The 22,997-nt window shown below is 69.0% G+C and carries 20 protein-coding genes; 5 read left to right on the forward strand and 15 right to left on the reverse strand.

Annotated features, from left to right (window positions below):
- Positions 1 to 78: 78 nt before the first annotated feature.
- The 5 genes from ACFRMN_RS18385 to ACFRMN_RS18405 form a co-directional block, all read right to left on the reverse strand.
- Positions 79 to 2,484 (reverse strand): FtsX-like permease family protein, encoded by a 2,406-nt coding sequence (locus tag ACFRMN_RS18385; RefSeq protein WP_383020432.1) that lies wholly within the window; start codon positions 2,482 to 2,484, stop codon positions 79 to 81.
- Entirely contained in the window at positions 2,481 to 3,167 is a 687-nt protein-coding gene (locus ACFRMN_RS18390) for an ABC transporter ATP-binding protein (protein ID WP_383020435.1), read from the reverse strand. Before ACFRMN_RS18390 ends, ACFRMN_RS18385 begins: the two co-directional genes overlap by 4 nt.
- On the reverse strand, positions 3,164 to 3,688 hold the full coding sequence (locus ACFRMN_RS18395; protein WP_383020437.1) for a PadR family transcriptional regulator: 525 nt from the start codon (positions 3,686 to 3,688) through the stop codon (positions 3,164 to 3,166). Before ACFRMN_RS18395 ends, ACFRMN_RS18390 begins: the two co-directional genes overlap by 4 nt.
- Positions 3,689 to 3,908: 220 nt before the next feature.
- Entirely contained in the window at positions 3,909 to 4,577 is a 669-nt protein-coding gene (locus ACFRMN_RS18400; protein WP_383020440.1) for a YdcF family protein, read from the reverse strand.
- A complete protein-coding gene (locus ACFRMN_RS18405) occupies positions 4,574 to 5,374 on the reverse strand; it encodes a GntR family transcriptional regulator (RefSeq protein ID WP_383020442.1) in 801 nt (266 codons plus the stop codon). The genes ACFRMN_RS18400 and ACFRMN_RS18405 overlap by 4 nt, the downstream gene beginning before the upstream one ends.
- Positions 5,375 to 5,652: 278 nt before the next feature.
- Between ACFRMN_RS18405 and ACFRMN_RS18410 the strand changes: the two genes are divergently transcribed.
- The 4 genes from ACFRMN_RS18410 to ACFRMN_RS18425 all read left to right on the forward strand — a co-directional run bounded on the left by ACFRMN_RS18410 (position 5,653) and on the right by ACFRMN_RS18425 (position 7,337).
- On the forward strand, positions 5,653 to 6,021 hold the full coding sequence (locus tag ACFRMN_RS18410) for an ATP-binding protein (RefSeq protein ID WP_383020445.1): 369 nt from the start codon (positions 5,653 to 5,655) through the stop codon (positions 6,019 to 6,021).
- The gene (locus ACFRMN_RS18415) at positions 6,018 to 6,500 is read left to right on the forward strand and encodes a hypothetical protein (protein ID WP_383020448.1); all 483 of its coding nucleotides are present in this window, start codon (positions 6,018 to 6,020) and stop codon (positions 6,498 to 6,500) included. Before ACFRMN_RS18410 ends, ACFRMN_RS18415 begins: the two co-directional genes overlap by 4 nt.
- A 228-nt stretch (positions 6,501 to 6,728) precedes the next feature.
- Positions 6,729 to 6,866: a hypothetical protein gene (locus tag ACFRMN_RS18420; RefSeq protein ID WP_383020450.1), complete on the forward strand. Its 138-nt coding sequence runs from the start codon at positions 6,729 to 6,731 to the stop codon at positions 6,864 to 6,866.
- Positions 6,867 to 6,932: 66 nt separating this feature from the next.
- A complete protein-coding gene (locus tag ACFRMN_RS18425; RefSeq protein ID WP_383020453.1) occupies positions 6,933 to 7,337 on the forward strand; it encodes a hypothetical protein in 405 nt (134 codons plus the stop codon).
- Between the two features lie 52 nt (positions 7,338 to 7,389).
- On the opposite strand, the gene ACFRMN_RS18430 is transcribed toward ACFRMN_RS18425, so the two are convergent.
- Both ACFRMN_RS18430 and ACFRMN_RS18435 read right to left on the reverse strand, forming a co-directional pair.
- Positions 7,390 to 7,719 (reverse strand): hypothetical protein, encoded by a 330-nt coding sequence (locus ACFRMN_RS18430; protein ID WP_383020598.1) that lies wholly within the window; start codon positions 7,717 to 7,719, stop codon positions 7,390 to 7,392.
- Complete coding sequence (locus ACFRMN_RS18435; RefSeq protein ID WP_383020456.1) at positions 7,665 to 8,612, reverse strand: SPFH domain-containing protein; 948 nt, start codon at positions 8,610 to 8,612, stop codon at positions 7,665 to 7,667. The genes ACFRMN_RS18430 and ACFRMN_RS18435 overlap by 55 nt, the downstream gene beginning before the upstream one ends.
- Positions 8,613 to 8,870: 258 nt before the next feature.
- Between ACFRMN_RS18435 and ACFRMN_RS18440 the strand changes: the two genes are divergently transcribed.
- Positions 8,871 to 11,153 carry a transglycosylase domain-containing protein gene (locus ACFRMN_RS18440; RefSeq protein ID WP_383020459.1) on the forward strand — a complete coding sequence of 761 codons (2,283 nt, stop codon included), beginning with the start codon at positions 8,871 to 8,873 and terminating at the stop codon, positions 11,151 to 11,153.
- Between the two features lie 66 nt (positions 11,154 to 11,219).
- Here the strand turns inward: ACFRMN_RS18440 and ACFRMN_RS18445 are convergent, their stop codons facing one another.
- The 8 genes from ACFRMN_RS18445 to ACFRMN_RS18480 all read right to left on the reverse strand — a co-directional run bounded on the left by ACFRMN_RS18445 (position 11,220) and on the right by ACFRMN_RS18480 (position 22,869).
- Positions 11,220 to 12,683, reverse strand: a complete 1,464-nt coding sequence (locus ACFRMN_RS18445) for a catalase (RefSeq protein WP_383020461.1) — start codon at positions 12,681 to 12,683, stop codon at positions 11,220 to 11,222.
- A 197-nt stretch (positions 12,684 to 12,880) separates the two neighbouring features.
- Positions 12,881 to 14,755: a SpoIIE family protein phosphatase gene (locus tag ACFRMN_RS18450; protein WP_383020464.1), complete on the reverse strand. Its 1,875-nt coding sequence runs from the start codon at positions 14,753 to 14,755 to the stop codon at positions 12,881 to 12,883.
- A gap of 333 nt (positions 14,756 to 15,088) precedes the next feature.
- Positions 15,089 to 15,814, reverse strand: a complete 726-nt coding sequence (locus tag ACFRMN_RS18455; RefSeq protein WP_383020467.1) for a hypothetical protein — start codon at positions 15,812 to 15,814, stop codon at positions 15,089 to 15,091.
- Positions 15,815 to 15,831: 17 nt separating this feature from the next.
- Complete coding sequence (locus ACFRMN_RS18460; RefSeq protein ID WP_383020470.1) at positions 15,832 to 18,174, reverse strand: hypothetical protein; 2,343 nt, start codon at positions 18,172 to 18,174, stop codon at positions 15,832 to 15,834.
- On the reverse strand, positions 18,171 to 18,644 hold the full coding sequence (locus ACFRMN_RS18465) for a hypothetical protein (RefSeq protein WP_383020474.1): 474 nt from the start codon (positions 18,642 to 18,644) through the stop codon (positions 18,171 to 18,173). The genes ACFRMN_RS18460 and ACFRMN_RS18465 overlap by 4 nt, the downstream gene beginning before the upstream one ends.
- A gap of 112 nt (positions 18,645 to 18,756) precedes the next feature.
- A complete protein-coding gene (locus ACFRMN_RS18470) occupies positions 18,757 to 19,431 on the reverse strand; it encodes a DUF402 domain-containing protein (protein ID WP_383020477.1) in 675 nt (224 codons plus the stop codon).
- A gap of 152 nt (positions 19,432 to 19,583) precedes the next feature.
- On the reverse strand, positions 19,584 to 20,981 hold the full coding sequence (locus ACFRMN_RS18475; RefSeq protein ID WP_383020479.1) for a class II fumarate hydratase: 1,398 nt from the start codon (positions 20,979 to 20,981) through the stop codon (positions 19,584 to 19,586).
- Positions 20,982 to 21,195: 214 nt separating this feature from the next.
- Positions 21,196 to 22,869, reverse strand: a complete 1,674-nt coding sequence (locus tag ACFRMN_RS18480) for a fumarate hydratase (RefSeq protein WP_383020482.1) — start codon at positions 22,867 to 22,869, stop codon at positions 21,196 to 21,198.
- Positions 22,870 to 22,997: the final 128 nt, after the last annotated feature.

The following is a 22,997-nucleotide window of genomic DNA, read 5'->3' on the forward strand; positions in this document are numbered from 1 at the left end:
CCCCGCCGTACGCCGGACCCCCCCCGCCGTACGCCGGACCCTCGCCGTACCCCGTGTCCCCGTCGTACCGCCGCCGGATCACTCCGACCGCAGGCCGTCCGGTCGCGTCATCCGCCACAGCGGCGGCAGGCCGGCCACCGTCACCAGCAGGATGACCGCGATGCCCGCGCCCGCGAAGGGCGCGAAGACCCACCAGTCGGCGACCTGTTTGGTGACCATGTTCAGCAGCACGGCACCGAGGGTCAGCCCGCCCGCGATGGCCAGCAGTGTGCCGAGCACGACCGGGATCGTGGCCTGCCACAGCACCGACCAGGCGAGCGTCGAGCGGCGGGTGCCGAAGGCCACCAGGACCGCCAGCAGGCGTCTGCGCTCGCGCAGTTGCTCGATCTGGGAGACCAGCATGCTCGCGGCGATCAGGGCCATCGTGGCGGTGCCGCCGACCAGCAGACCGGTCTGCACGCTCGCGTACCGCTTGTCGCGTTCGACGGCCTTGAAGGTGCTGATCCGCATCGTCGGGTCGAGCGCCGCCGCGGTGTTGCGTACGTACTCCTCGGCGTCCGCGACCCGTTCGTCGGTCCGGACCGTGGCGCGGGTCAGCGCGTCGGGCATCCGGCTCGGGTCGAGGGCGCCCGGGGTGGCGAGGATGCCGTCGCTCTTGACACCCACCGGGTCCGTCCTGGCCTCGACCGTGCGGGCCGACGCGGGCAGCGTCCACAGCGCGGGCGTCGGAACGCCGTTCACGGTACGGGTGCCGAGGTCGACCGGTTCGCCGGGCCGGGCCGTTTTGTCGACCCAGTCGTTCTGCTCCTTCCGCCCCGCGATATGGGACACGAAGGCGTCTCCGTTCTCGCAGGACGGCAGCTCGGCCAGGAGCCGCAGCGTGGCGCAGGTGCCGACGGTCAGCATGGTGGTGGGCCGGATCTCGTGCGGGGCCACCGGCCCCGGCCTGACCACATAGCTCTCGGCCACGGCGACGGCCGCCGTGACGCCCCGGGTGTCACGGAAGCCGTCGGTCATCTCCTGGGCCAGCCGCGCGCTGCCGTACGACGCCTCGACGGTGATGTTCGCCCGCGTCGGGTCCTGACCGGTGGGCCTGACGAAGTCCTCGTGCATCCCGGCGAACACCATCTGAACGGCGATGGCGCCCGCCACGGCCACGGTGATGCCGCTGACCGCCCGGGACGCCGAGCCGCTGCTCAGCTGGAGCCGGCGGGCGGCGAGCTGCCAGGGCACCGGCCCGCCGGCCAGCCCCGCCACCACGGCCTCGACCAGCCAGGGCAGCAGCGTGGTCAGACCGACCAGCACCAGCACCGCGCCGGCCGCGATGGGGTACGGATCGACCGCCGTCGCCTCGCCGACCGTGCCGACCGTGCTCAGTACGGCGACACCGGCGAGGGGCAGCAGCAGCCGCCACCAGAGCCGTCGGCGCCGGGGGCGGGCTTCACGTACGACACCCAGCGGTTCGATGGTGACCGAACGCAGCGCGACCAGCGTCACCATGACCGCCGCCACGGGCACGGCAGGCACGATCAGCGCGACCAGCGACGGAGCCGGAATCAGATCGGCGGGGAAGGCGCTGAGGTTCCACAGCCGCACCCCGCCCGCCAGCGGCCGGGCCGCCAGAAAGAGCGCGCCCCCGACGAGCAGACCGAGCGCCGCGCCGAACAGCGCTTCCCCGGCCGCGATGCGCCGGGTCGTCGCGATGTCCGCGCCCACCAGCCGCAGCGCGGCGAGTCTGCGGTCCCTGCGGTCGCCGCCGAAGCGGACGGCGGTGGCGATGAAGATCGCCACCGGCACCAGCAGCACCACACAGATCAGCACGATCAGCACGATCAAGTACGGGTTGACCGGCGAGGGGTTCAGGGCGGAGCCGTAACCGGCCGTCCGGTGGCCGCCCTTGGCCCTGGTCAGCGTGTCGCTGCCCGCGTAGAAACGCAGTTCCTCCGGATCGAGGAGACCGGCGTCCGCGACGGTGCCGACGACGCGGTGGCCGAGCCGCTCCTTGAGGAGCGCGCCGCCGGGCGATTCCAGCAGCTTTCGCAGGGCGGGGGAGACCACCATCTCCCCGGGCGCGGGCATCTTCGCGACACCGGGCGGCAGCGGCGGGCGTGCGCCGTCCGGACGCAGCGACTGGCCGCCGATCTCGGCGCGGCGGTACTCGGTCCCGGCGTTGATCCACACCAGCGTCGTGTCCGAGCGCGGCACCGGCGCCTCGTCCCCCGCCTCCTGGACGGTGCGGGCGCCCTCCCGCTCGGCGCGCGCGTCCATCACCCGCGGTACGGACGCGGCGAGGAGGAGCAGCGTGACACCGAGCCCGACCCCCAAGGAGGTCAGCAGCGTACGGATCCAGCCCTCGCGTCCGCCCGCGGTGGCGAACCGTACACCGAGCCCGAGATCACGGGCCCAGGTGCGGAGCCGGCCGCGCGCCCGCTCCGGGACCGGGGGAGCGTACGGGGGTGACCCGCGCCGGTCGAGGAGCGTCATACGAAGAACTCCGCCTCGCGGGCCTTGCCGTCCCGGACGATCACCTCACGGTCCGAGTAGGCGGCGACCCGCGCTTCATGGGTGACCAGGACGACGGCGGCGCTGGTGGACCTGGCCGCCTCGGTCAGCAGCTCCATCACCCGCTCCCCGTTGAAGGAGTCGAGCGCGCCGGTCGGCTCGTCGGCGAAGATCACGCGCGGTGAGGTGACCAGGGAACGGGCGACCGCGACGCGCTGGCCCTGTCCGCCGGAGACCTCGCCGGGGCGCTTGGGCGCGGCGTCGGTGACCTCCAGCCGCTCCAGCCACTCCCGCGCGGCGCGTTCGGCGTCCTTGCGCCGGACACCGGCGAGCCGCAGGGGCAGCGCCACGTTCTCCAGGCAGGTCAGTTCGGGTACGAGCTGCCCGAACTGGAAGACGAAGCCGAACTCGGTGCGGCGCAGGGCGCTGCGCTCGGAGTCCGGCATTTCGGTCAGCACACGCCCCTGATAGGTGATCGTGCCCGAGTCGGGGGGCACGATCCCGGCCAGGCAGTGGAGCAGCGTCGACTTGCCCGAGCCCGACGGGCCCATGACGGCGACGACTTCGCCGGGATGGATCGAGAAGGTCACACCGTCGAGCGCGGGGGTCGGTCCGTACGACTTGCGCAGCTCGTCGGCGATGAGCAGGGAGCCGGCGGGTGTCACCGGCGTACCGCCTTGGCGAGCCGGTCCAGCCGCGCCGCGGTCAGCTCCAGCCAGCGCAGATCGGCCTCCAGATGGAACAGCGCGTGATCGCAGATCAGCTGGTCGGCGAGGTCGCCCTCACGTTTGCGCGTGGTGAGGTCCCGCATCATCCGCAGATGCTCGGCGCGCTGGGCGTCGAGGAGATCGGCGGCGCTGCGGCCGGTGAGCAGCGCGATGACGACCTTGGTGTACAGGGTCGACTGGAGGTACGGCTCCGGGCTCTCCGGCTGGGCGAGCCACCGGGCGACATCGGTCACACCGGCCTCGGTGATCGCGTACTTCTTGCGCTCGGGGCCGCCGCCGGCCTCGACGCCATCGACCACGACGAGCCCGTTCTTCAGCAGCCGGGACATGGTCGAGTAGACCTGTCCGTAGTGCAGGGGGCGGTCGCGGCCGAATTGATCGTCGAAGGACCGCTTGAGGTCGTATCCGTGGCGCGGCCCCGACTCCAGGAGTCCGAGAAGAGTGTGCCCGATTGACATACCAGCACTATACGTGCGGTGTATAGACGCGTGGAGACGCCCACTCCCGCGTCCGTGCGACGGGGCCAGGGCCCCACCTCCGTTGGACAACGCCGAAGGCGTACTCAATCCGGGGCGAGGCTCCGGCCGACGCGAGGCCGCAGCGGACGCGGGGCCGCGGCCGACGCGATGGAGCGGGCGACGATCGCACCGACTTCTTCGCGGGAACGCGGGGTGAAGGTCAGGTGCTGGTGTTCGTGTCCTCCTTCACGAGGCGGCTCGTGAATCCTTGGCGGCACAGCCGTTCGTATGCGGCGGTGACGTCGGCGGGGACGGATTGTCGGATCATGAATCCGTGTGCGGGGTAGATCAGGAGCCGTTGCAGGGCACCCACCAGCATGTCGATGACGCGGTGCGGGTCGCCGATGGTGTCCGTGTACGTCTTGAAGGTCATCGGGACGGACGCGCTGACGATGTCGACGCCGGGCCAGAGTTTGCGCGCCGTGGCGTATGCGCGCCGTTCCTCGTACGGCTTGCTGATCAGCAGCACGGACGAGACGTCGATGCCGCCCTCTTCGAGCAGTGCTCGCGAAAAGCGGATGTTCTCGCCGGTGTTACGGGCGAGGGGCTCCACGAGTACGGCGTGCTCGGGAACGCCGAGCGCGAGGGCCCGTTCCCGGTAGTGGACCGCTTCACCTCGGGGCATGAGGTCGCGCGTCGTACGACTGGTCGCTCCGGTGAAGACGATGAGCGGCATCATCCCGCTCCGGTACAGCTCCGCCGACGTGTCGGCCACCCCCAGGTCATGGCTCCCCAAGCCAACAGCGACCGAGCACGGCCGGGGCTCGTGACGCATCCTGTGGAACTCCCACAGCCGCCCGGCGTCCGCCCATGCCTGTTCCGAGATCACCGCGGTGCCTTTCCGTCCTTCGCCGAGTCGGGAACCTCGAATCGGTATTCCCATGTGAAGCGAGACGCGGCGTGTACCCCAATGGCGAACTCAACCACTGTGCCATCTGCCGTGTACGTGGTCCTGTGCAACTCGACAACCGCCTCACCGATCGGCAGCCGGAGCAACTTTACTTCCTCCGGCGTGGGGGTGCGAGCGAACAGTTCTTCCTTCATGTGGTCGATCTCGTAACCCGCGTCGTACAGCACCCGGAACCCGCCACCCCGGCCAGCTGGTCCCGGGGTCGGGTCGATCAGGCGCGTCCCTTCGACATGCTCCGGCCGGTAGTAGCTGGTCAGGGTATGGGTTGGTTGTTCGCCCTCTTTCACAAGACGCGCTCGGGCGTAGAGCTCCGACCCCGCTGGCAGTCCATGCGCGGCAGTAGCCTCAGGCGGGGCCTCGCCGAGGGTGACGGTCTGGGTCTGCTCCCCACGCCGGTACCTGCGGCCTGAACTCACCCGGTCGGCGATAAACGCCACCTCGTCGCCGTCGCGCCATTTGGCCTTGTCGTACCGGCCGGTGCCGAGTCGCTTGAGCGGTGTCTGTTGCCGCACCACGGTTCCGTGTCCGCGTGACGACGTGACAAGCCCCTCTGCCTCCAGAGCCTTGTAGGCCGCATGAACCGTGGACTTGGAGCCCTCTCCGGCCTCAACCATCTCCCGAATGTGGGGCAGTTGCTGACCTGGCGCGTACTCGGGGTCGCCGCTCTTGATGCGGTCGGCCAGTCGGTCCGCCAGCTCTCGCCACTTTGGTGCCATGTAGGAACTCCTTTCGCCTTGGCAAGTCAAACACAGTCCCAGGACTGTTGACAGTCCTGGGACTGTGCGGCAAGGTTTTGAGTTGTGTTCGCAGTCCTGGGACAGCGGGAGGCTGCCCTTGTCCTGGAAGACGGCATGGGGCGTGCGCGTGCCCTGGTCATGCCCGGTGCGGCACTTGTACAGAACGTGTCTACGAGGGGAATCGCATGGTGACCATGCTCCCGAAGAAGTGCGAAAAAACCGGTTTTCGGCCACCGGCGGGGCCTCCGCCCCAGCTCATGCTCGTTGGAGCCCCGGAGTCTGTCCGGGCCGCTCGTGCGTACGTACGCGAGTTCGTCGCGTGCCACCTGCCGGATTTGGCACCCGACCACACGGCCGATGTCGAACTGGTGGTCTCGGAGCTGGTCACCAACGCCGTTCGGTACGGGACTGAGCCCGGCGACTCCCTGCTCGTTGGCCTGAGCGGCACGGCCGCCCGTGTCCGTATCGAGGTGCGGGACCCCGTACGGCGGCGGCCGTCCTTCAAGCCCGCTTCACATGAACGCGACCGTGGGCGTGGGCTGTTCATCGTTGAGGCGCTGGCGGAGTGCTGGGGTGTGGTCGACCAGCCGTTCGGCAAGACCGTATGGGCCGAGGTAGCAGGGTGACGCATCCGCTCGCCGTCCGCGCCGTGGTCCCCGGCTCAGGGTTCGTCGCGGGGTGCGTCGTCTCGACATGGCTCGACGTCACACCGGCGGGCCCGGTGGCGTGGTTGCTGCTCGGACATCCACCGCCGCGTCGCCCCGGTGAGACGACGGGGAGTGTCGAGGAGGGATTGCGGAGCATTGCCGCCGTGATGGGGCTGCGGCGCGTCGTCGAGAGAGTGCCGTACGTCGGTGAACGCCTGCTGATCCGGGGCCCGATCACCGCTCTCGACTACGGACACCCCGACTGCCTCCTGCGCCTCCCGGACCCCGGCCCTCGCTGGCGCGCCCACCTGACCCGGGGCGGACTCGCATGCATCACCCTCGGACTCGATTCCATGCCGCTGGGCGCGAGCCGGGACGCCATCGATACGTACATACGGCGGTCCGCCGCGGCCGGAAGAGCGCTCGTGGGCGCCACCGGCGTACGAACCCGTTGGTGACGAGACGTCACCGGCCTCCGCTGATGGTTCTCGTCATCGCGCTGTCCGCGCTTCTCGTGTTCGTTCTGACGATCGCCGGCGATCAGTTCGCCCTATAGACCCCCGTTTCCGGCCGGACTCCCGGCGAAGGAAAGGCCGGCCGGAACGGGTTCGGGCCACCAGGGCCCAGCACTGCACCAGTCGGGCCGTCCGGACGGACCGGATGCCGACACGGCACAGGAGGTCACCATGCGACACCTCATCGACCTGGTCAAGTACGGCGGAGAGGACAACGGCGGCAGCAGCGGAAGCAGCAGCGACGACGACGGACAGGGGGGCAATCCTTCCGGCGGCTGTGGCGATGGCGACGGCTGCGGTCGCAGTTAACAGCACATCCTCAACCCGGCGGCCCCTTCTCCGGGCGGGGCCGCCCACTCCTGGCGGAGGCGAAAAATGATGCCGCACCACCACGCGTACGTATGGCTCGGTCACGGCGACGTACTGGTCAAGCCGGGTGACGCGCATCGGCGCCCTGGACATCCCGAGTTCGCGTCGGCGCAGGTAATGCCGCTGGAAAGCGCGGACTGGCTGCTCAAGAGCGCGTCCCGGATCGACGCGACGTTCACCGAACCCCAAGAGGCGGCGGACTGGTACGTGGAACAACTGGCACGACACGCCGAGACGTTCACCGGCAGCTACGCCCCCCTTGCCGCTCCCGACGAGATCGCCCGGCGCCTGGCGGCCCGCGCGGACATCGTCGGTGGCTGGTGGGCGACCGGCGGCCGGTTCCTGTCCGTCAACCTGATCGCTTGCAGTCCGCACCGTGAGCGCAGGGAGTATGTCTGCCCGGCTCGGTGACAAGAGGCCCACATGGGCGCTAAAGATCGGCGCCTTGGCCGGGGCATGACGCTTAAGCAGTCCGCCCGGTGGACTGCCCGCCCGGTGTTTCGTCCTCCGGCTCCCCATCGGGCGGCCCCGGCCCCGGCCCCGGCTCCGTCGGCTTCGGTGGCCGGCCGCGGCGTGGGATCGGTGCCGCGTTGGTGGGGAGCCGGCCCGCCTCGCCCAGGGCCCGGCGGAGCAGGAACTCGATCTGCGCGTTGGCGCTGCGCAGTTCGTCGGACGCCCACCGTGCGAGGGCGTCGTACACCGCCGGGTCCAGTCGCAGGAGAACCTGCTTGCGTTCGGTCACTGGTAGAGCGTGCCAGTGTTCACGACCGGCTGGGCGGCCCGGTCCCCGCAGAGCACGACGAGCAGATTGCTCACCATCGCGGCCTTGCGCTCGGAGTCCAGCTCCACGATGTCCTGCTCGGTGAGGCGGGTGAGTGCCGCCTCGACCATGCCGACCGCGCCGTCCACGATCAGCCGGCGGGCCGCGACGACGGCGCCCGCCTGCTGGCGCTGGAGCATCGCCGAGGCGATCTCGGGCGCGTAGGCGAGATGCGTGAAGCGGGACTCGATGATGTGGACACCGGCCGCCTCCACCCGCGCGTGCAGCTCGACGGCGAGCTTCTCGGTGATCTCCTCGGCGTTGCCGCGCAGCGAGAGACCGGTCTCCTCGTGGGCGTCGTACGGGTACTCGATGGCGATATGCCGTACGGCGGCCTCGGTCTGCGTGGAGACGAACTCCAGGAAGTCGTCCACCTCGAACATCGCCTGCGCGGTGTCCTCGACCTTCCAGACCACGACCGCGGCCAGCTCGATCGGATTGCCGTAGGCGTCATTGACCTTGAGGACGGCCGTCTCGTGGTTCCGTACCCGCGTCGAGATCTTGGTGCGGGAGGTGAGCGGGTTCACCCAGCGCAGTCCGTCGGTACGGATCGTGCCGCGATAACGCCCGAAGAGCTGGACGACCCGGGCCTCGCCCGGCGCCACCATGTTCAGCCCGCACATCGCGAAGAACGCGGCGATCCCGACGAGTACGCCGATCACGATCAGCGTCGCCTTCAGTCCGGCCGAGCCGACCGTTGTGCCCAGGACCACCAGACCGGTGCCGGCGAAGAGACCGAGGAGTCCGAGCAGCAGGGCCAGCCCGCCGCCGATGCTGTGGGCGGGATTTTCCCGGACCCGTGGTGCGGGCATCTCGGGTATGTCATCCGACGCGGGTGTGCTGACGGCGGTGCTGGTGGAGGCCATGATCCATCCCCGTTTCCGATTCACTTCCGCCGATGGGCGGTAGCTAGCATTGTGATTACACATTATGCCCTGTCGCAACCATCCGGCGCTCCCGTGAGTCGATTCAGGTGGGATAGGTGCTGATTGTCACGTCCCAAAAGACCTGATCGGTTGCCCTTTGTCACAGGGAGCGGTGTTAGCTTTCTGAGCTGATTCCGGTGGGTGAGCAGCTACGGACGAGTCCTGACGGAGCGGACAAGAGAGCGGAGCGAGACGGCGATGGGCCGAGCGGAAGCCAGACGGGCGAGCCGGCGTGGAACGCGCCGCGCCGCGAAACCGGGCGGCATACGCCGCTTCTTCACGCTGAAAAGACTGCTCGGTACGTTCTTCGGGCTCTGTCTGCTCGCCATGGGCGGGCTGTTCGTGCTCTATCTGCTGGTCCCCGTGCCGAGCGCCAACGCGCAGGCCGAGATGCAGAGCAACATCTACAAGTACAGCGACGGCACGATCCTCACCCGCACCGGCGAGATCAACCGCGAGATCGTCGGCCTGGAGAAGATCCCCAAGGACGTCCAGCGCACCTTCGTCGCGGCCGAGAACAAGTCCTTCTACCAGGACTCCGGCGTCGACATCAAAGGCACGACCCGCGGCCTGATCAACACCCTCTCCGGCAAGGGTAAGCAGGGTGGCTCGACCATCACCCAGCAGTACGTCAAGAACTACTACCTCAATCAGGACCAGACGATCACCCGCAAGCTCAAGGAGCTGGTGATCTCCCTGAAGGTGGACCGGAACACGAGCAAGAACGACATCCTCGCCGGGTACATCAACACCAGCTACTACGGCCGCGGCGCGTACGGCATCCAGGCCGCGGCCCAGGCGTACTACGGGATCGACGCCTCCGCGCTGAACGTCTCCCAGGGCGCGTATCTCGCCGCGCTGCTCCAGGCCCCCAGCCAGTACGACTGGGCGGTGGCCACCGCCACCGGCAAGAAGCTGGTCACCGAACGCTGGAACTATGTCCTCGACAACATGGTCGAGCAGAACTGGCTGGATTCCGCCACCCGCTCGGGGCTGAAGTTCCCGGTGCCGGGGCCGCCGAAGGCCGCCCCCGGGATGGAGGGCCAGGCCGGCTATCTCGTCGAGGCCGCGAATGACGAACTGGCCCGCCAGGGCGTCGACAAGGCGGAGATCGCCAAGGGCGGCTGGACGATCACCCTCAATATCGACAAGAAGCGGCAGCAGGAGCTCGTCCAGTCCGTCGACAAGCAGCTGGAGAGCAAGCTCGACCGCAAGAACAACAAGACGGACGCGACAGTGCAGGCCGGCGCCACCTCCGTCGATCCGAAGACCGGCCGGGTGGTCGCGCTCTACGGCGGTACGGGCGCCACGCAGCACTGGATATCCAACGCCACCCGCACCGACTACCAGCCCGCCTCGACCTTCAAGCCCGTCGTGCTCGCCTCCGCGCTGGAGAACGGCTCCGAGACCCAGGACGGCCGCAAGATCGGCGTCAACACGAGGTACGACGGCACCAGCGCGCGGCCGGTCGAGGGCAGCGACACCCCGTACGCCCCGCAGAACGAGGACGACCGTGACTACGGCCGGGTCAGCGTCCAGACCGCGATGAACAAGTCCATCAACGCCGTCTTCGCGCAGATGGTCGTGGACGTCGGCCCGCCCGTGGTCAAGAAGACCGCCCTGGACCTCGGGATGCGGGACAAGGGCTTCCCCGAACGGCCCGCGATCACCCTCGGCACGATGAACGCCTCCACCTGGGACATGGCGGGGGTGTACGCGACGCTCGACAACCACGGCAGGAAGATCACGCCGACGATCGTGAAGTCCGCCGAGCACAAGGACCGTACGGTCGACCTCCCCGACCCGGTCGGGGAGCAGGTGGTCAGCCGGGAGACGGCCGACACCGTCACCCGGGTACTCCAGGGCGTCGTCGACAACGGCTCGGGCTTCGAGGCCAGCACCTCCGCCTATGACGCGGCGGGCAAGACCGGTACCTCGGAGAACAACTGGTCCGCGTGGTTCGCCGGCTACACCCCGCAGCTCACCACGGCCGTCGCGCTGTTCGGCGAGTCCACCAAGGAGGGGGGCGGGCAGGTCAGCCTGACCGGCACGGCCAACTCCGGCCGGGCCAACGGCGGCGGCTTCCCCGCCCGGATCTGGGCCGACTACACCCTCGACGCGCTGAACGGCGGCTCCGACGCCACGTTCGACCTGAACATCCCGGCGCCCGAGCGGGAGACGCCGCCGCCACCGCCGGTGTCGAACAGCCCGGAACCGCCCCCGTCCACGGACCCCTCGCACTCTCAGTCGCCGGAGCCCGACCCGTCCGGCTCGTCCGTGAGCCCGCCCCCCTCCGAGTCACCGGGAGAGAGCTCACCGAGCACGGAGCCCGGCGGAGGCGACCCGAGCGGCCCGGGGCCCAGTGAGTCGAGCGGTGCGCCGCCGGGCGGGGGCGGCCCCAACGGCCCCGGAAACGGCAACGGCAACGGCCACGGCTCTGGCAACGGCCCCGGCAGCGGGTCGGCGCTGGGTGGCCTGTAACGCGATCGCCGGACGCGCTGTGATCAGCGCGTCCGGCGACCGCCCGTCCGGCGACCGCGTCGTACGTCAGCCGCCGTTCGCGTTCTTGGCGATCCGGTCGCCGATCACCTTGTCGATATTGCGCCAGTACTGGAGCGCCCGGTCCAGGACAGGCCGGGACACCCCCTGCGCCAGATGCCCGGAGACATTCGACACCAGCCGGTCGCGCGCCGCGTCGTCCAGCACCTGACGGACCTGGGTGCCCGCCTGGCCCCAGTCGTCGTCCTCGCGGTGCAGCTTGTACGCCTCGCGCACCATCTCACCGGCCGCCGCCCAGCCCGCCGGGTCGCCGAACCGGTCCACATCGGCCGCGGGGCCGCCGTACGAGTTCGGCGCGTACGGCCTCGCCGCGTTCGCCGCCTCGTACCGCATCGGACCGTCCTTGGCGTACGAATTCACCTGCGAGCGCGCCCGGTTGGGCGGCAGCTGGGCGTAGTTCGGGCCGATCCGGTAGCGGTGGGTGTCCGGGTACGAGAAGAGCCGGCCGAGCAGCATCTTGTCCGGGGACGGGCCGATGCCCGGCACCAGGTTCGAGGGCTCGAAAGCGGCCTGCTCGATATGGATGAAGAAGTTGTCCGGATTCTTGTTGAGGGTCATCCGGCCGACATCGATCAGGGGGTAGTCGCCGTGCGGCCACACCTTCGTCAGATCGAACGGATTGAAGCGGTAGTCGGCCGCGTCCTCGAACGGCATGATCTGGACCTTCAGGCTCCAGGTCGGCGCGTTCCCGGACTCGATCGACTCGTACAGATCACGGCGGTGGTGGTCGCCGTCCGAGCCCGCCATCTCGTCGGCGTCGGCCTGGGTGAGACAGCCGATGCTCTGATCGGTCTTGAAGTGGTACTTCACCCAGAACCGCTCACCGGCGCCGTTCACCCACATATAGGTGTGCGAGCTGTAGCCGTTCATGTGCCGGAAGGACTTCGGGATGCCCCGGTCGCCCATCAGCCAGGTGACCATGTGCGCGGACTCGGGGGAGAGCGTCCAGAAGTCCCACTGCATGTCGTTGTTGCGCAGCCCGGTCGCCGGGTGGCGCTTCTGGGAGCGGATGAAGTCCTGGAACTTCATGGGGTCGCGTACGAAGAAGACCGGCGTGTTGTTGCCGACCATGTCGTAATTGCCGTGTTCGGTGTAGAACTTCAGTGCGAAGCCACGGGGGTCGCGCCAGGTGTCGGGCGAGCCGAGCTCGCCCGCGACCGTGGAGAACCGGGCCAGCATGTCGGTGCGCCTGCCCGGCTGGAAGAGGTCGGCCTTGGTGAACTGGCTGACGTCATTGGTCACTTCGAAGAATCCGTAGGCACCCGCGCCCTTCGCGTGAACCACCCGCTCGGGGACCCGTTCCCGGTTGAACTGGGCCATTTTCTCGATGAGGTAGTGGTCCTGCATCAGGATGGGGCCGTCGGGGCTGATGGACAGCGAGTGCTCGTCGCTCTCCACCGGAATGCCGGCGTTGTTGGTCGTGTAGGGAGTCTTGGGGGTTGACCCGGACACGAGCGGCCTCCCGTCGATAGAGAAGCCCGGGAGAGGAGAGGACCAGGGGACCAGCGAGTGATCACAGGCCCTGTCCCGGGCTGGGACAGCGGTCACTACGGCCGCCTGCCCCAGCTAACCTCTACGACACCTCGTCGGCAACATGTACGTTTCGGTAGATTTCGCCGGGTTTGCCCTGCGTGATGCCAGGACGGGGCCTAGGCCCGTGTGGGGATCTCGAACCAGACCACCTTTCCGGTGGACAGTCGGGTCGCTCCCCAGCGTCGCGCCAGCCGGTTGACCAGGAACAATCCCCGGCCGCCCTCATCGGTGTCACGGGCCCGCCGCTGCCGGGGCAGCTGCGGCGAATCGTCCCCGACCTCGCAGCGCAGTACGTCCGTACGGAGCAGCCGCAGCGTCACCGGGCGCTCCGCGTACCGCACGGCGTTGGTCACGACCTCGCTGATCAGCAGCTCGACCGAGTCGCTCAGCTCCTCCAGGCCCCAGCGGGCCAGCGCCCGCCGGGCCAGTCGCCTCGCCCGGCCTGGAGCCGCGTCCTCCGGTTCCAGGAACCAGTACGCGACATCACTGGGCGCGATCCCGTCGAAACGGGCCGCGAGCAGCGCGATGTCATCGTCCCGGTCGCCGGGGCCCAGCACATCGAGGACGTCGTCGCACAGCGCCTCCAGCGGCGGCGAATGGTCGGGCCCGGTCAGCTGCGCGGTGGCCGCGAGCCGTTCCCGCAGCTGCTCGATCCCCGTCCACACGTCACGCAGCCGGGACTCGACGAGCCCGTCCGTGTAGAGGAGCAGGGTCGCTCCGGCGGGCGCGTCCAGCTCGACGGCCTCGAAGTCCACCCCGCCGACCCCGATCGGCGCTCCGGGCGGCACCCGTAGCACCTCCGCCCGGCCGCCCAGATGCAGCAGTATGGGCGGCGGATGACCGGCGTTGGCGATGGTGATCCGGTGCGAGACCGGGTCGTACACCGCGTAGAGGCAGGTCGCCATCCGGTCCGTGCCCAGCCGCTGGGCCTGCTCGTCCAGATGGTGCAGCACTTCCTGCGGCGGCAGATCGAGACCGGCGAGGGTCTGCGCGGTCGTCCGCAGCTGGCCCATGATCGCCGCTGAGGTCATGGAGTGGCCCATGACATCGCCGACGACCAGCGCGACCCGGCTGCCGGGCAGCGGGATCGCGTCGTACCAGTCGCCGCCGACCCGCGCGGTCTCGGCGGCCGGCAGATAGCGGGAGGCCAGCCGTACGCCGGTCGGCTGGGGCAGATTCTCCGGCAGCATCGTGCGCTGGAGCTCATCGGCGATATACGCCTCGCGGCCGTACAGCACCGCCTTGTCGATACCCAGCGCCGTATGGGTCGCCAGCTGCGCCGCGACCAGCAGGTCGTTCGGCTCGAAGGCGGCGCGGTCCGGCCGGCGCAGGAACACCGCGGCACCGATGACCCGCCGACGGCCGCGCAGCGGCGCGAGGATCGCGCGGTGCCCGGACGGTACGGTGCGGTCGGCGCCCAGCAGTTCGGGCAGTGCGGCGCGGGCCGCGGCCGAGTCGCCGAAGACCGGACGTACGCCGCGCAGCACCTCGGAGAGGGCGCCGCCGGAGCGCACCTCGCACAGCTCGGCCGCCGGCATCACATCCGACTGCGGGTCGAGGATCGGCAGCCGCAGGCCGTCGCTGATCTGGAGCGGGATACCGCCGCCCTCAGTGTCGTCGTCGGTCAGCCGCAGCCGGTCCGTACGCCGCAGCCGCAGCACGAAAGGCGACACCGGGCGCTCGTCACCGACGGGCAGCGGATCGCGCAGATAGACCAGTATGGCGTCGGAGAACGTCGGTACCGTCGCCCGGCACAGCCCGAGCACGATCTCGTCCAGGTCTATGCCGCGTGCGATCCGCCGGGTCGCGGCCCCCACGAAGCGCAGCCGGTCGCCCTCGCGCCGCGCCGTCGCGACGGGGTCCGGCGCCGGCGCCGGCACCGCGGGCTGCGGCACGGCGGAGGCACCGGCCTCCTGCCGCGGCCTGGTGCGTTCCTGCGGCCGGGCAACCAGGGGCTGCCGGCCTTCGTGGGAGGGGGGATGCTCCGTCACGCGTGGGATTCCGTCCGTCCGGGCCGGGGGTGCGATGCGATCGTTTCGACTGGCGAAACTACCGCGCGGCAGGCGGCGTCGACAGGGCGGCAGCCCTTACGCACGGCTCCACCCCCTCGTAGTGGCTCACGGTCGTTGTTGTGCGGTCGTTGCGGGCGAACAGTGTGACGTGTGGTCTCCGGTGCGGTGTGACCAACGGTCAGTTGGCTTTCCGTACCAGTCTGTTGCCCCGCTCCGGTCTTCCGGAGGACGATCCTACGTTTCAACCCTGGGGGCGTATCAAGGATCTCACGACGTCGTATGCGTCCGAGCGCGTTCTCGAACCGGAACCAGTCACTTCTCAAGGGGCAGCGGGGTAAGTTCTCCCAGTGTCTCCGGGAGGCCGCTCTCTTTGAAGCAGCCGAGCTGCTTGGCCAGGGCGACGGAGGCGGAGTGGAGGATACGGACTTGGGCTTCGCGCTTGGCGGACCGGGTCTCCGCGTTGAGGCCCCAGGTGCCGGCCTCCGCGTTGATGCGGCGGTTACGGCTGTCCTGGCCGGAGGCGGACGGGCAGGCGAAACCCAAATAGGTGCTGTTGTCGGCGGACATAGCAAACTTGGCGATGTCGAAGTAGGTCATATCGAACGTACTGTGGGTGGGCTTGCCGCCGACGGAAGGAGTGTCCAGCCCCCACTGGAAGAATATGTACAGAGCCCGCGCGCTCGGGTCACTCTCTTGCGGAGAGACGCTGCACAGCATGCGTTCCGGCCCTCTTTTGTCGGGATACTTCTTCAGATCGGTGACCAGTGCGTCGGCGAGTTGCTTTATGGGCTGATTGGTGTCGGGGCCCGGCTGGAATTCATCCGCACCGCTGATCTGCTCCAGGGCGGATACCCCTGCACCCCGCAGGGAGCCGTCGCACGCCGCGTCCGCCCTGATCGAGGGGGAAGCCGCGGTATTTGTCGGTCCTGGCCCGGTGTTGGATTCGGACGAGTCCGCGGAGCAGCCGACGAGTGTCCCTGCCGCGGTGATGGTCAGTAGGGCGAGTCCTGCCCGCGAGCGGAAGCCCTTGGTCTTCATCCGCATCTTCTTTTGCCTCACTCTGTGACCGGTAGGTTGCCGCCGACCCGTTGGCCCAGGCTCCCCGAGTCGTACCCTGTTGTCTGCGCGAGCGTAAAAGCCGCCTTGAGGTTGTCGTACTCCTTGTCGGACCACGTGTTCCCTGAGAGAACCGCGCCGGCGGGCTGCCAGGACGCCTGGAACCCGGCGTTGTAGATCGCGCTCACCTCGCCCTGGCGTACATCGGCGAGATTGCGCTTCTGCGATTCTCCGTACGCGTCCAGATTGGACTCGATCTGGCTGGTCAACTGGTCCTCGACCTGACCGGCCACAATGGGCACCACGACGGCGGCCGCACCCGACGCGGGCTCGGGGACGAAGGAGAAGGCCGTGCCCGTGATCGCTCCGATGATTGCCTTGTCCCGCTCGGTCCGTGCGTCGACGGACGCGTTGTAATCCGCTTCCTTCTTCTCGCCTTCCGCCGTGAGCTGGTCGCCCCATGCCCGGTCCAGAACGCCCTGGACCTCGGCGCCCCTAAAGATTGCCATCTTGGACCGGTCCGAGTTGACATCCCCATCGGGCTCGATGACCGGAGGGTTGGCCTCCAGCAATGACGTGGTGTAGATCTGCTGGGCGCTGCCCATGACCTTGTACGCGTCCCCATCCTGGCCAAGGACGCCCAGGAACCGCTTGGTGTCGCCCGTGTCGAAGCGCGCGCGCTCCTCCACCGTGCGCCCGCCCCCGTTCTCTGGGTCCGCGAAGATCGACCGGTCGTCGTCACTGCCGTCCAGGCCCCAGTTGAGGTCGTCGACGTAGGCGGCGCCGATACGTGCCAGGCTGTCCTCGATCCCCGCCTGCTTCTTCATCAGCGCGGAGCCGCTCTCCTGGGTCCTCTTCTCGTCCGTCCCCTCGGCGGGCTGCCCGTACCGCTCGATGACCCGCTCCGCGACCGACGCCGTGTCCGCGTCCCGGTGCAGCGTCGGCGGGTTCGCGTCGTACGCCGAGCCCTTGGTGGCCGACTCCAGCGCGTGGCCCAGCGCGTCGTGGCCCGCGATGCCCTTCGCCTTGTCGGACACCTGGTCCTGCATCCAGTCGCGGTCCTGGGTGAGGTAGTCGAAGGTGGCATCCGAGTCGAGGAACTCCGTGGAGGCCTCGGAGTTGTGCCCCAGCGCCTCCATGAAGCCCACCATCGGGTCCCTGCCGCCGTCGTCGTCGTCTCCGTAGTGCAGCCGCTCGTAGGAGCCCGAGCGGTCCCACGGCAGGACGTCCTCGCGGCTGACCCGGCGCTGCAGGCCGCCGTACTCGTCCGTGGTGTTCTTCTTCTCGAACGCCATGAGGTCGGTGCCGTAGTCGTTCAGGAACTTCTGGTCGTACGTCCCGTAACGCATCAGATTGCTCATGACCTGGTAGCCGTACACCCGGTTCTGCCCGGGCCCGTTGATGTCCTTGGGGCCCTCGGCGAGCAGCTGCCGCTTCCAGGTGTCCATGTCCGCGCTGTCGGACCGCGTGGCGGTCGCCAGAGTGCCGCCGAGGCCCTGCTCCAGCGCGCCCAGGAGCTTCATACGCTCCTTCTGCTCGGGCGACAGGCCGGTCCGGGAACGCGGGCTGACATAGAACTGCGAGTCGTCCGCGAAGTTGGCGTAGAGCTCGACCATCTTCTTCGGGCCCACATCCTTCGCGAAGCGCTCGGCGAACAGCGGGTCGTTCTGGTTTCTCTTGAGGTAGCCGTTCAAGGAGGCCAGCTCGGTGTTGGTCGCGTCGGATCCCTTGGCGTAGATCTCCGCGGCCTTGTCGGCCTCCGCGATCTTCTGGGCCGCCTGGTCCCGGTCCTTGTACGGCTTTCCACCGGAGAAACCGGTGTCGGTCCCGTCGACCAGCGCGCGCAGTACCGTCCCCGCGGTGGTGTCGCTCGTGGTGGCCGCCTTGAGTATGCGCTCGACCTCGTCCCGGAGGTCTGTCACATCCTGGGGCGTGTGCTCGGGCACCTCCGTGCCCTTGGCGGCCCGGTCGGGATGGATGTTCATCGTGACGGTGAAGCCGCCGTCGGTGCTCGTGACGGTGAGGTTCTTCGCCGCGCCCCGGGCGATGGCGTCCTTGAGCTGCCCCTGGTAGCCGATCAGCTCGGCGAGGGTGTCCTGGAGGATATTGCGGATGGAGGTCGCCTGGGTGACGGCGTCGGCGAACTCGCGCGCCGTCTTGGTGATGAACTCCCGGGTGACCGTGGCGTTGTACCCCGCCCAGTCCGCTTTCTGGGCCCGCTGACGCAGCCCCGTCTCGGCCTCGGTCTTCAGCTTCTCCAGTTTGCCGATCATGGCGGTCCAGTCGGTGACGGCCTCACCGAGCTGGGCGAAGGAGGCGAACCGCAGCGCGTCCGGATTCATCGTCGCTGGTCCCTGTCGTCGAATCCCGCGTCCAGCTCGGAGATCTTGCTGATGGCGGTGAGCGCGTGCTCGTCGTCCTTGCGGTGCGCCGTGTTGGAGTATTCGAGGTGGTTGGAGATATGGGCGCACGCGTCCAGGACGGTGCGCACCTGCGTTTCCCACCGGTCGACGACATGCGCCAGCGCCCTGCCCACATCGAAGTCGGCCTTGAGCCCGGTCGCGGCCGAGGTACTGGCGGCCTTGGCGTGTTTGCCGTCTCTCTCCAGATGGCCGAAGAGCTGGAAGGCCGCGTCGCCGAGGGCGGCCAGCGACTTCTGGCTGACCCGCAGATCGCCCTGCGTACCGCCCTCGGGGCCCGTACCGGCCCCGCCACGGCCGCCGTTGCCGTCATCGAGTCCGTTGAGTCTCATGTGCGTGGTGTTCCGTTCGGCCGACTCGGCCTTCAGCCGCTCCCACTCGTCCCACGCCACAGCAGAACTCCCCGTAAACCGAATAATCGAGCAAAATTAACAACGTCAGGTTTCCGCGATGTTTCTGACGCCTGGTCATTCGGAAGGCTCCGCAGGGATGTTCCGTGAACGATCAGGGCGCCGGCCGCGCCGCCGTACGGTCCCAGTCCGCGGGCAGCTCGGGCACCGGCCAGTGCGGCTCGGGCCGCCATTGCTCCCAGCCGCCGCTGAACGGGGCGCCCCACGCGTCGATCACCTCGACCGCCGCGCGCCCGGCCTCCCGGACGCGGCGCGCCTGCTCCGGCGCCATCAGGCCATCCTGCTGCGCCTGCGCGAACTCGTCCTCGTCGCGCCAGCGCCAACTGCGGTCCGGATAGACATCGATGTCGAGGAAATGGTCCTCGGAGTCGACGCCCCCGGCCCAACGCGCACGCGGCTCCTCCAGGTTCACGTACCAGTTCTGGAACCGCCAGCCGCGTTCCCACCACAGCCACACCGACCACGGCTCCCCCGGTCTGGCCAGCTTCAGCACGCCCATCCCGTACCACCGGTCGCGCACCACCGTGCGCGGCTTGGTGTAGCGGGTGGCCAGCGGCTCGCGGTGGACCGGGGTGCCGTCCGCGAGGGCCGGCCGCACACACGGGGTGTCCGGCGCGAGCCAGGCCGCGAGCAGGTCGTCGGTGTCCTGCACGACCGTGACAGGACGGCAGATGTGCACGCGGTCCCCGGCGTTCTCCCGGTACCGCCACAGGATCTGTGTGCCGGGCGCCCAGTGCTGCCCGTTCTTCGCCCTCACCGTCGCTGTCATGCGCAGATCTTAGAGGCCGCGCGGACAGGTGGGGTGGCGTGGACCGACGACAACGCCGCCGGGCGCCGTCCATCGGCACGCGACGGCGCCCCACCTGTCCACGCGGCCTCCAAGGGCGTGGCGTCCGGGGCGCCACGGCACACCTCACGTATTCACGGGCGCGTCATCCGCAGCACATCCAGCGCCTCGTCGAGCTGTTCCAGGGTGAGATCCCCGCGCTCCACATAGCCGCCCGCAAGAACCGTCTCGCGGATCGTCAGGTGCTCGGCGAGAGAGCGCTTGGCGACCTTCGCGGCCTCCTCGTACCCGAGGTACTTGTTCAGCGGGGTGACCACGGACGGCGACGACTCGGCGTACTCACGGGCCCGCTCGGCATGGGCCGTGATGCCGTCGACCGTACGGTCCGCGAGCAGCCGGGAGACGTTCGTGAGGAGCCGTACGGACTCCAGGAGGTTCTTGGCGATCACGGGGAGCATCACGTTCAGCTCGAAGTTCCCGGCGGCGCCGGCCGTCGCGACCGTGGCGTCATTGCCCGTGACCTGCGCGGCGACCATCAGCACGGCCTCCGGGATCACCGGATTGACCTTGCCGGGCATGATCGAGGAGCCGGGCTGGAGATCGGGGAGGCTGATTTCGGCCAGTCCGGTGCGCGGGCCCGAGGCCATCCAGCGCAGATCGTTGGCGATCTTGGTGAGGGAGACGGCGAGCGTACGGAGCTGCCCCGAGGTCTCCACGAGTCCGTCGCGGGCGCCCTGCGCCTCGAAGTGGTTACGGGCCTCCGTCAGCGGCAGCCCGGTCGCGCGCGCGACCTCCGCGATGACGGCCGCGGAGAAGCCGGGCGGCGTGTTGATGCCGGTGCCCACCGCCGTACCGCCGAGAGGCAGCTCGGCGAGCCGGGGGAGCGAGGCCGTCAGCCGTTCGCCCGCGTACCGGATCTGTGCGGCGTAGCCGCCGAACTCCTGGCCCAGGGTGACGGGCGTGGCGTCCATCAGATGCGTACGGCCCGACTTCACGACGTCCCGGAACTCCTCGGCCTTGCGCTCCAGGGCGGCGGCGAGATGGTCCAGCGCCGGCATCAGCTCACCGGTGACGGCGGCGGTCGCGGCGATATGGATGCTCGACGGGAAAACGTCGTTGGAGCTCTGCGAGGCGTTCACATGGTCGTTCGGGTGGACCTCGCGGCCCAGACGCTCGGTGGCGAGCGTGGCCAGCACCTCGTTGGTGTTCATGTTCGAGGAGGTGCCGGAACCCGTCTGGAAGACATCCACCGGGAAATGCTCGTCCCAGCGGCCGTCCACTACCTCGGCCGCGGCGTCCTGAATGGCGTCCGCGATGTCCTTGTCGATCACACCGAGCTCGGCGTTGACCTTGGCAGCGGCGGATTTGATCCGGGCCAGGGCCTCGATATGGGCGCGTTCCAGCCGCTGTCCCGAGACGGGGAAGTTCTCCACCGCGCGCTGCGTCTGGGCACGCCACTTGGCGTGCGCGGGGACCCGTACCTCGCCCATGGAGTCGTGCTCGGTCCGGTACTGGTTCTCATCGGTCGTCATCGTCGTCGTACCTCCTGGAAGGGTGAGCGCCCGCCTGATCCGATGTGTTCCCCCGTACGTTTCCCCGTACGTTCCCCCCGGTACGTTTCTCCGGCGAGTGTCGCGGAGACGGGAGCGCCCTCCCCGGAGGAAGGCCGGGGAGGGCGCGTCGAAGGGGCCGTGCGTGGCCGTGCGTGGCAGTGCGTGGCCGTGGGTGGCCCGGACGGGGAGAGCGTCAGGCCAGACCCGGGCCGCGGACCGGAATGCTGGTGAACGTCGGCGCCGGGGCGGGCTCGGTGAAGAAGTCGTTGCCCTTGTCGTCCACGACGATGAACGCGGGGAAGTCCTCCACCTCGATCTTCCAGACCGCCTCCATGCCCAGCTCCTCGTACTCGACGACCTCGACCTTCTTGATGCAGTCCTGGGCGAGCCGGGCGGCCGGGCCGCCGATCGAGCCGAGATAGAAGCCGCCGTGCGTCCCGCACGCGTCGGTGACCTGCTTCGAGCGGTTGCCCTTGGCGAGCATGACCTTCGAGCCGCCCGCCGCCTGGAACTGCTCCACGTACGAGTCCATCCGGCCGGCGGTCGTCGGGCCGAAGGAACCGGAGGCGTACCCCTCGGGCGTCTTCGCCGGGCCCGCGTAGTAGACCGGGTGGTCCTTCAGATACCGCGGCATCTCCTCGCCCGCGTCGAGCCGTTCCTTGATCTTGGCGTGCGCGATGTCACGGGCCACCACGAGCGGGCCGGTGAGCGAGAGCCGCGTCTTGACCGGATACCGCGTCAACTCGGCGAGGACGTCGTCCATCGGACGGTTGAGGTCGATCCGGACAACCTGTGCCTCATCGAGGTGTTCGTCGGTGGTCTCCGGGAGGAAGCGCGCCGGGTCCTTCTCCAGCTGCTCCAGGAAGACGCCCTCGGCGGTGATCTTCGCGACGGCCTGCCGGTCGGCCGAGCAGGAGACGGCGATCGCGACCGGCAGCGAGGCGCCGTGCCGCGGCAGCCGCACCACCCGTACGTCATGGCAGAAGTACTTGCCGCCGAACTGCGCGCCGATACCGATCTTCTGCGTCAGCTCGAAGACCTTCTCCTCCAGCTCCTTGTCGCGGAAGCCGTGACCGGTCGGGGAGCCCTCGGACGGCAGCTCGTCCAGGTAGTGCGCGGAGGCGTACTTCGCGGTCTTGAGCGCGAACTCGGCGGACGTACCGCCCACCACGATCGCCAGGTGGTACGGCGGGCACGCGGCCGTACCGAGCGAGCGGATCTTCTCCTCCAGGAACTTCATCATGGAGGACTCGTTGAGAACCGCCTTGGTCTCCTGGTAGAGGAACGACTTGTTGGCGGAGCCGCCGCCCTTCGCCATGAAAAGGAACTTGTACGCGCCGCCGTCGGTCGCGTACAGCTCGATCTGCGCGGGCAGGTTCGAGCCGGTGTTCCTCTCCTCCCACATGGTGAGCGGAGCCATCTGCGAATAGCGCAGATTCAGCTTCGTGTAGGCGTCGTAGATGCCGTGCGAAAGGGCTTCCTCGTCGCCGCCGCTCGTCAGTACGTTCTGCCCGCGCTTGCCCATCACGATCGCCGTACCGGTGTCCTGGCACATGGGCAGCACGCCCGCGGCCGCGATATTGGCGTTCTTGAGGAGGTCGAGCGCCACGAACTTGTCGTTCGAGGATGCCTCGGGGTCGTCCACGATCCTGCGCAGCTGGGCGAGATGGGCCGGGCGCAGATAGTGCGAGATGTCGTGCATGGCCTCGGCGGCGAGCTTACGCAGCGCCTCCGGCTCGACCTTGAGGAACGTACGGCCGTCGGCCTCGAAGGTGGAGACACCTTCGGCGGTCACCAGCCGGTACGGCGTGGTGTCCTCTCCCAGCGGAAGCAGATCCGAGTACGCAAACTCCGGCATTACGGCCATTCCTCACTCGACAGACAGCGGCGTGGCCTCCCTTGGCGACGCGTACTCCAGCGTAGGGCGCGGCACTGACGGTGGTGCTGTGAGGTAAGGCTCAGTTGTGACGGTGCGCGGGTGCCGGGCGGATGCCG

The sequence above is a fragment of the Streptomyces sp. NPDC056835 genome (assembly GCF_042789485.1).
Classification (GTDB): Bacteria; Actinomycetota; Actinomycetes; order Streptomycetales; family Streptomycetaceae; genus Streptomyces.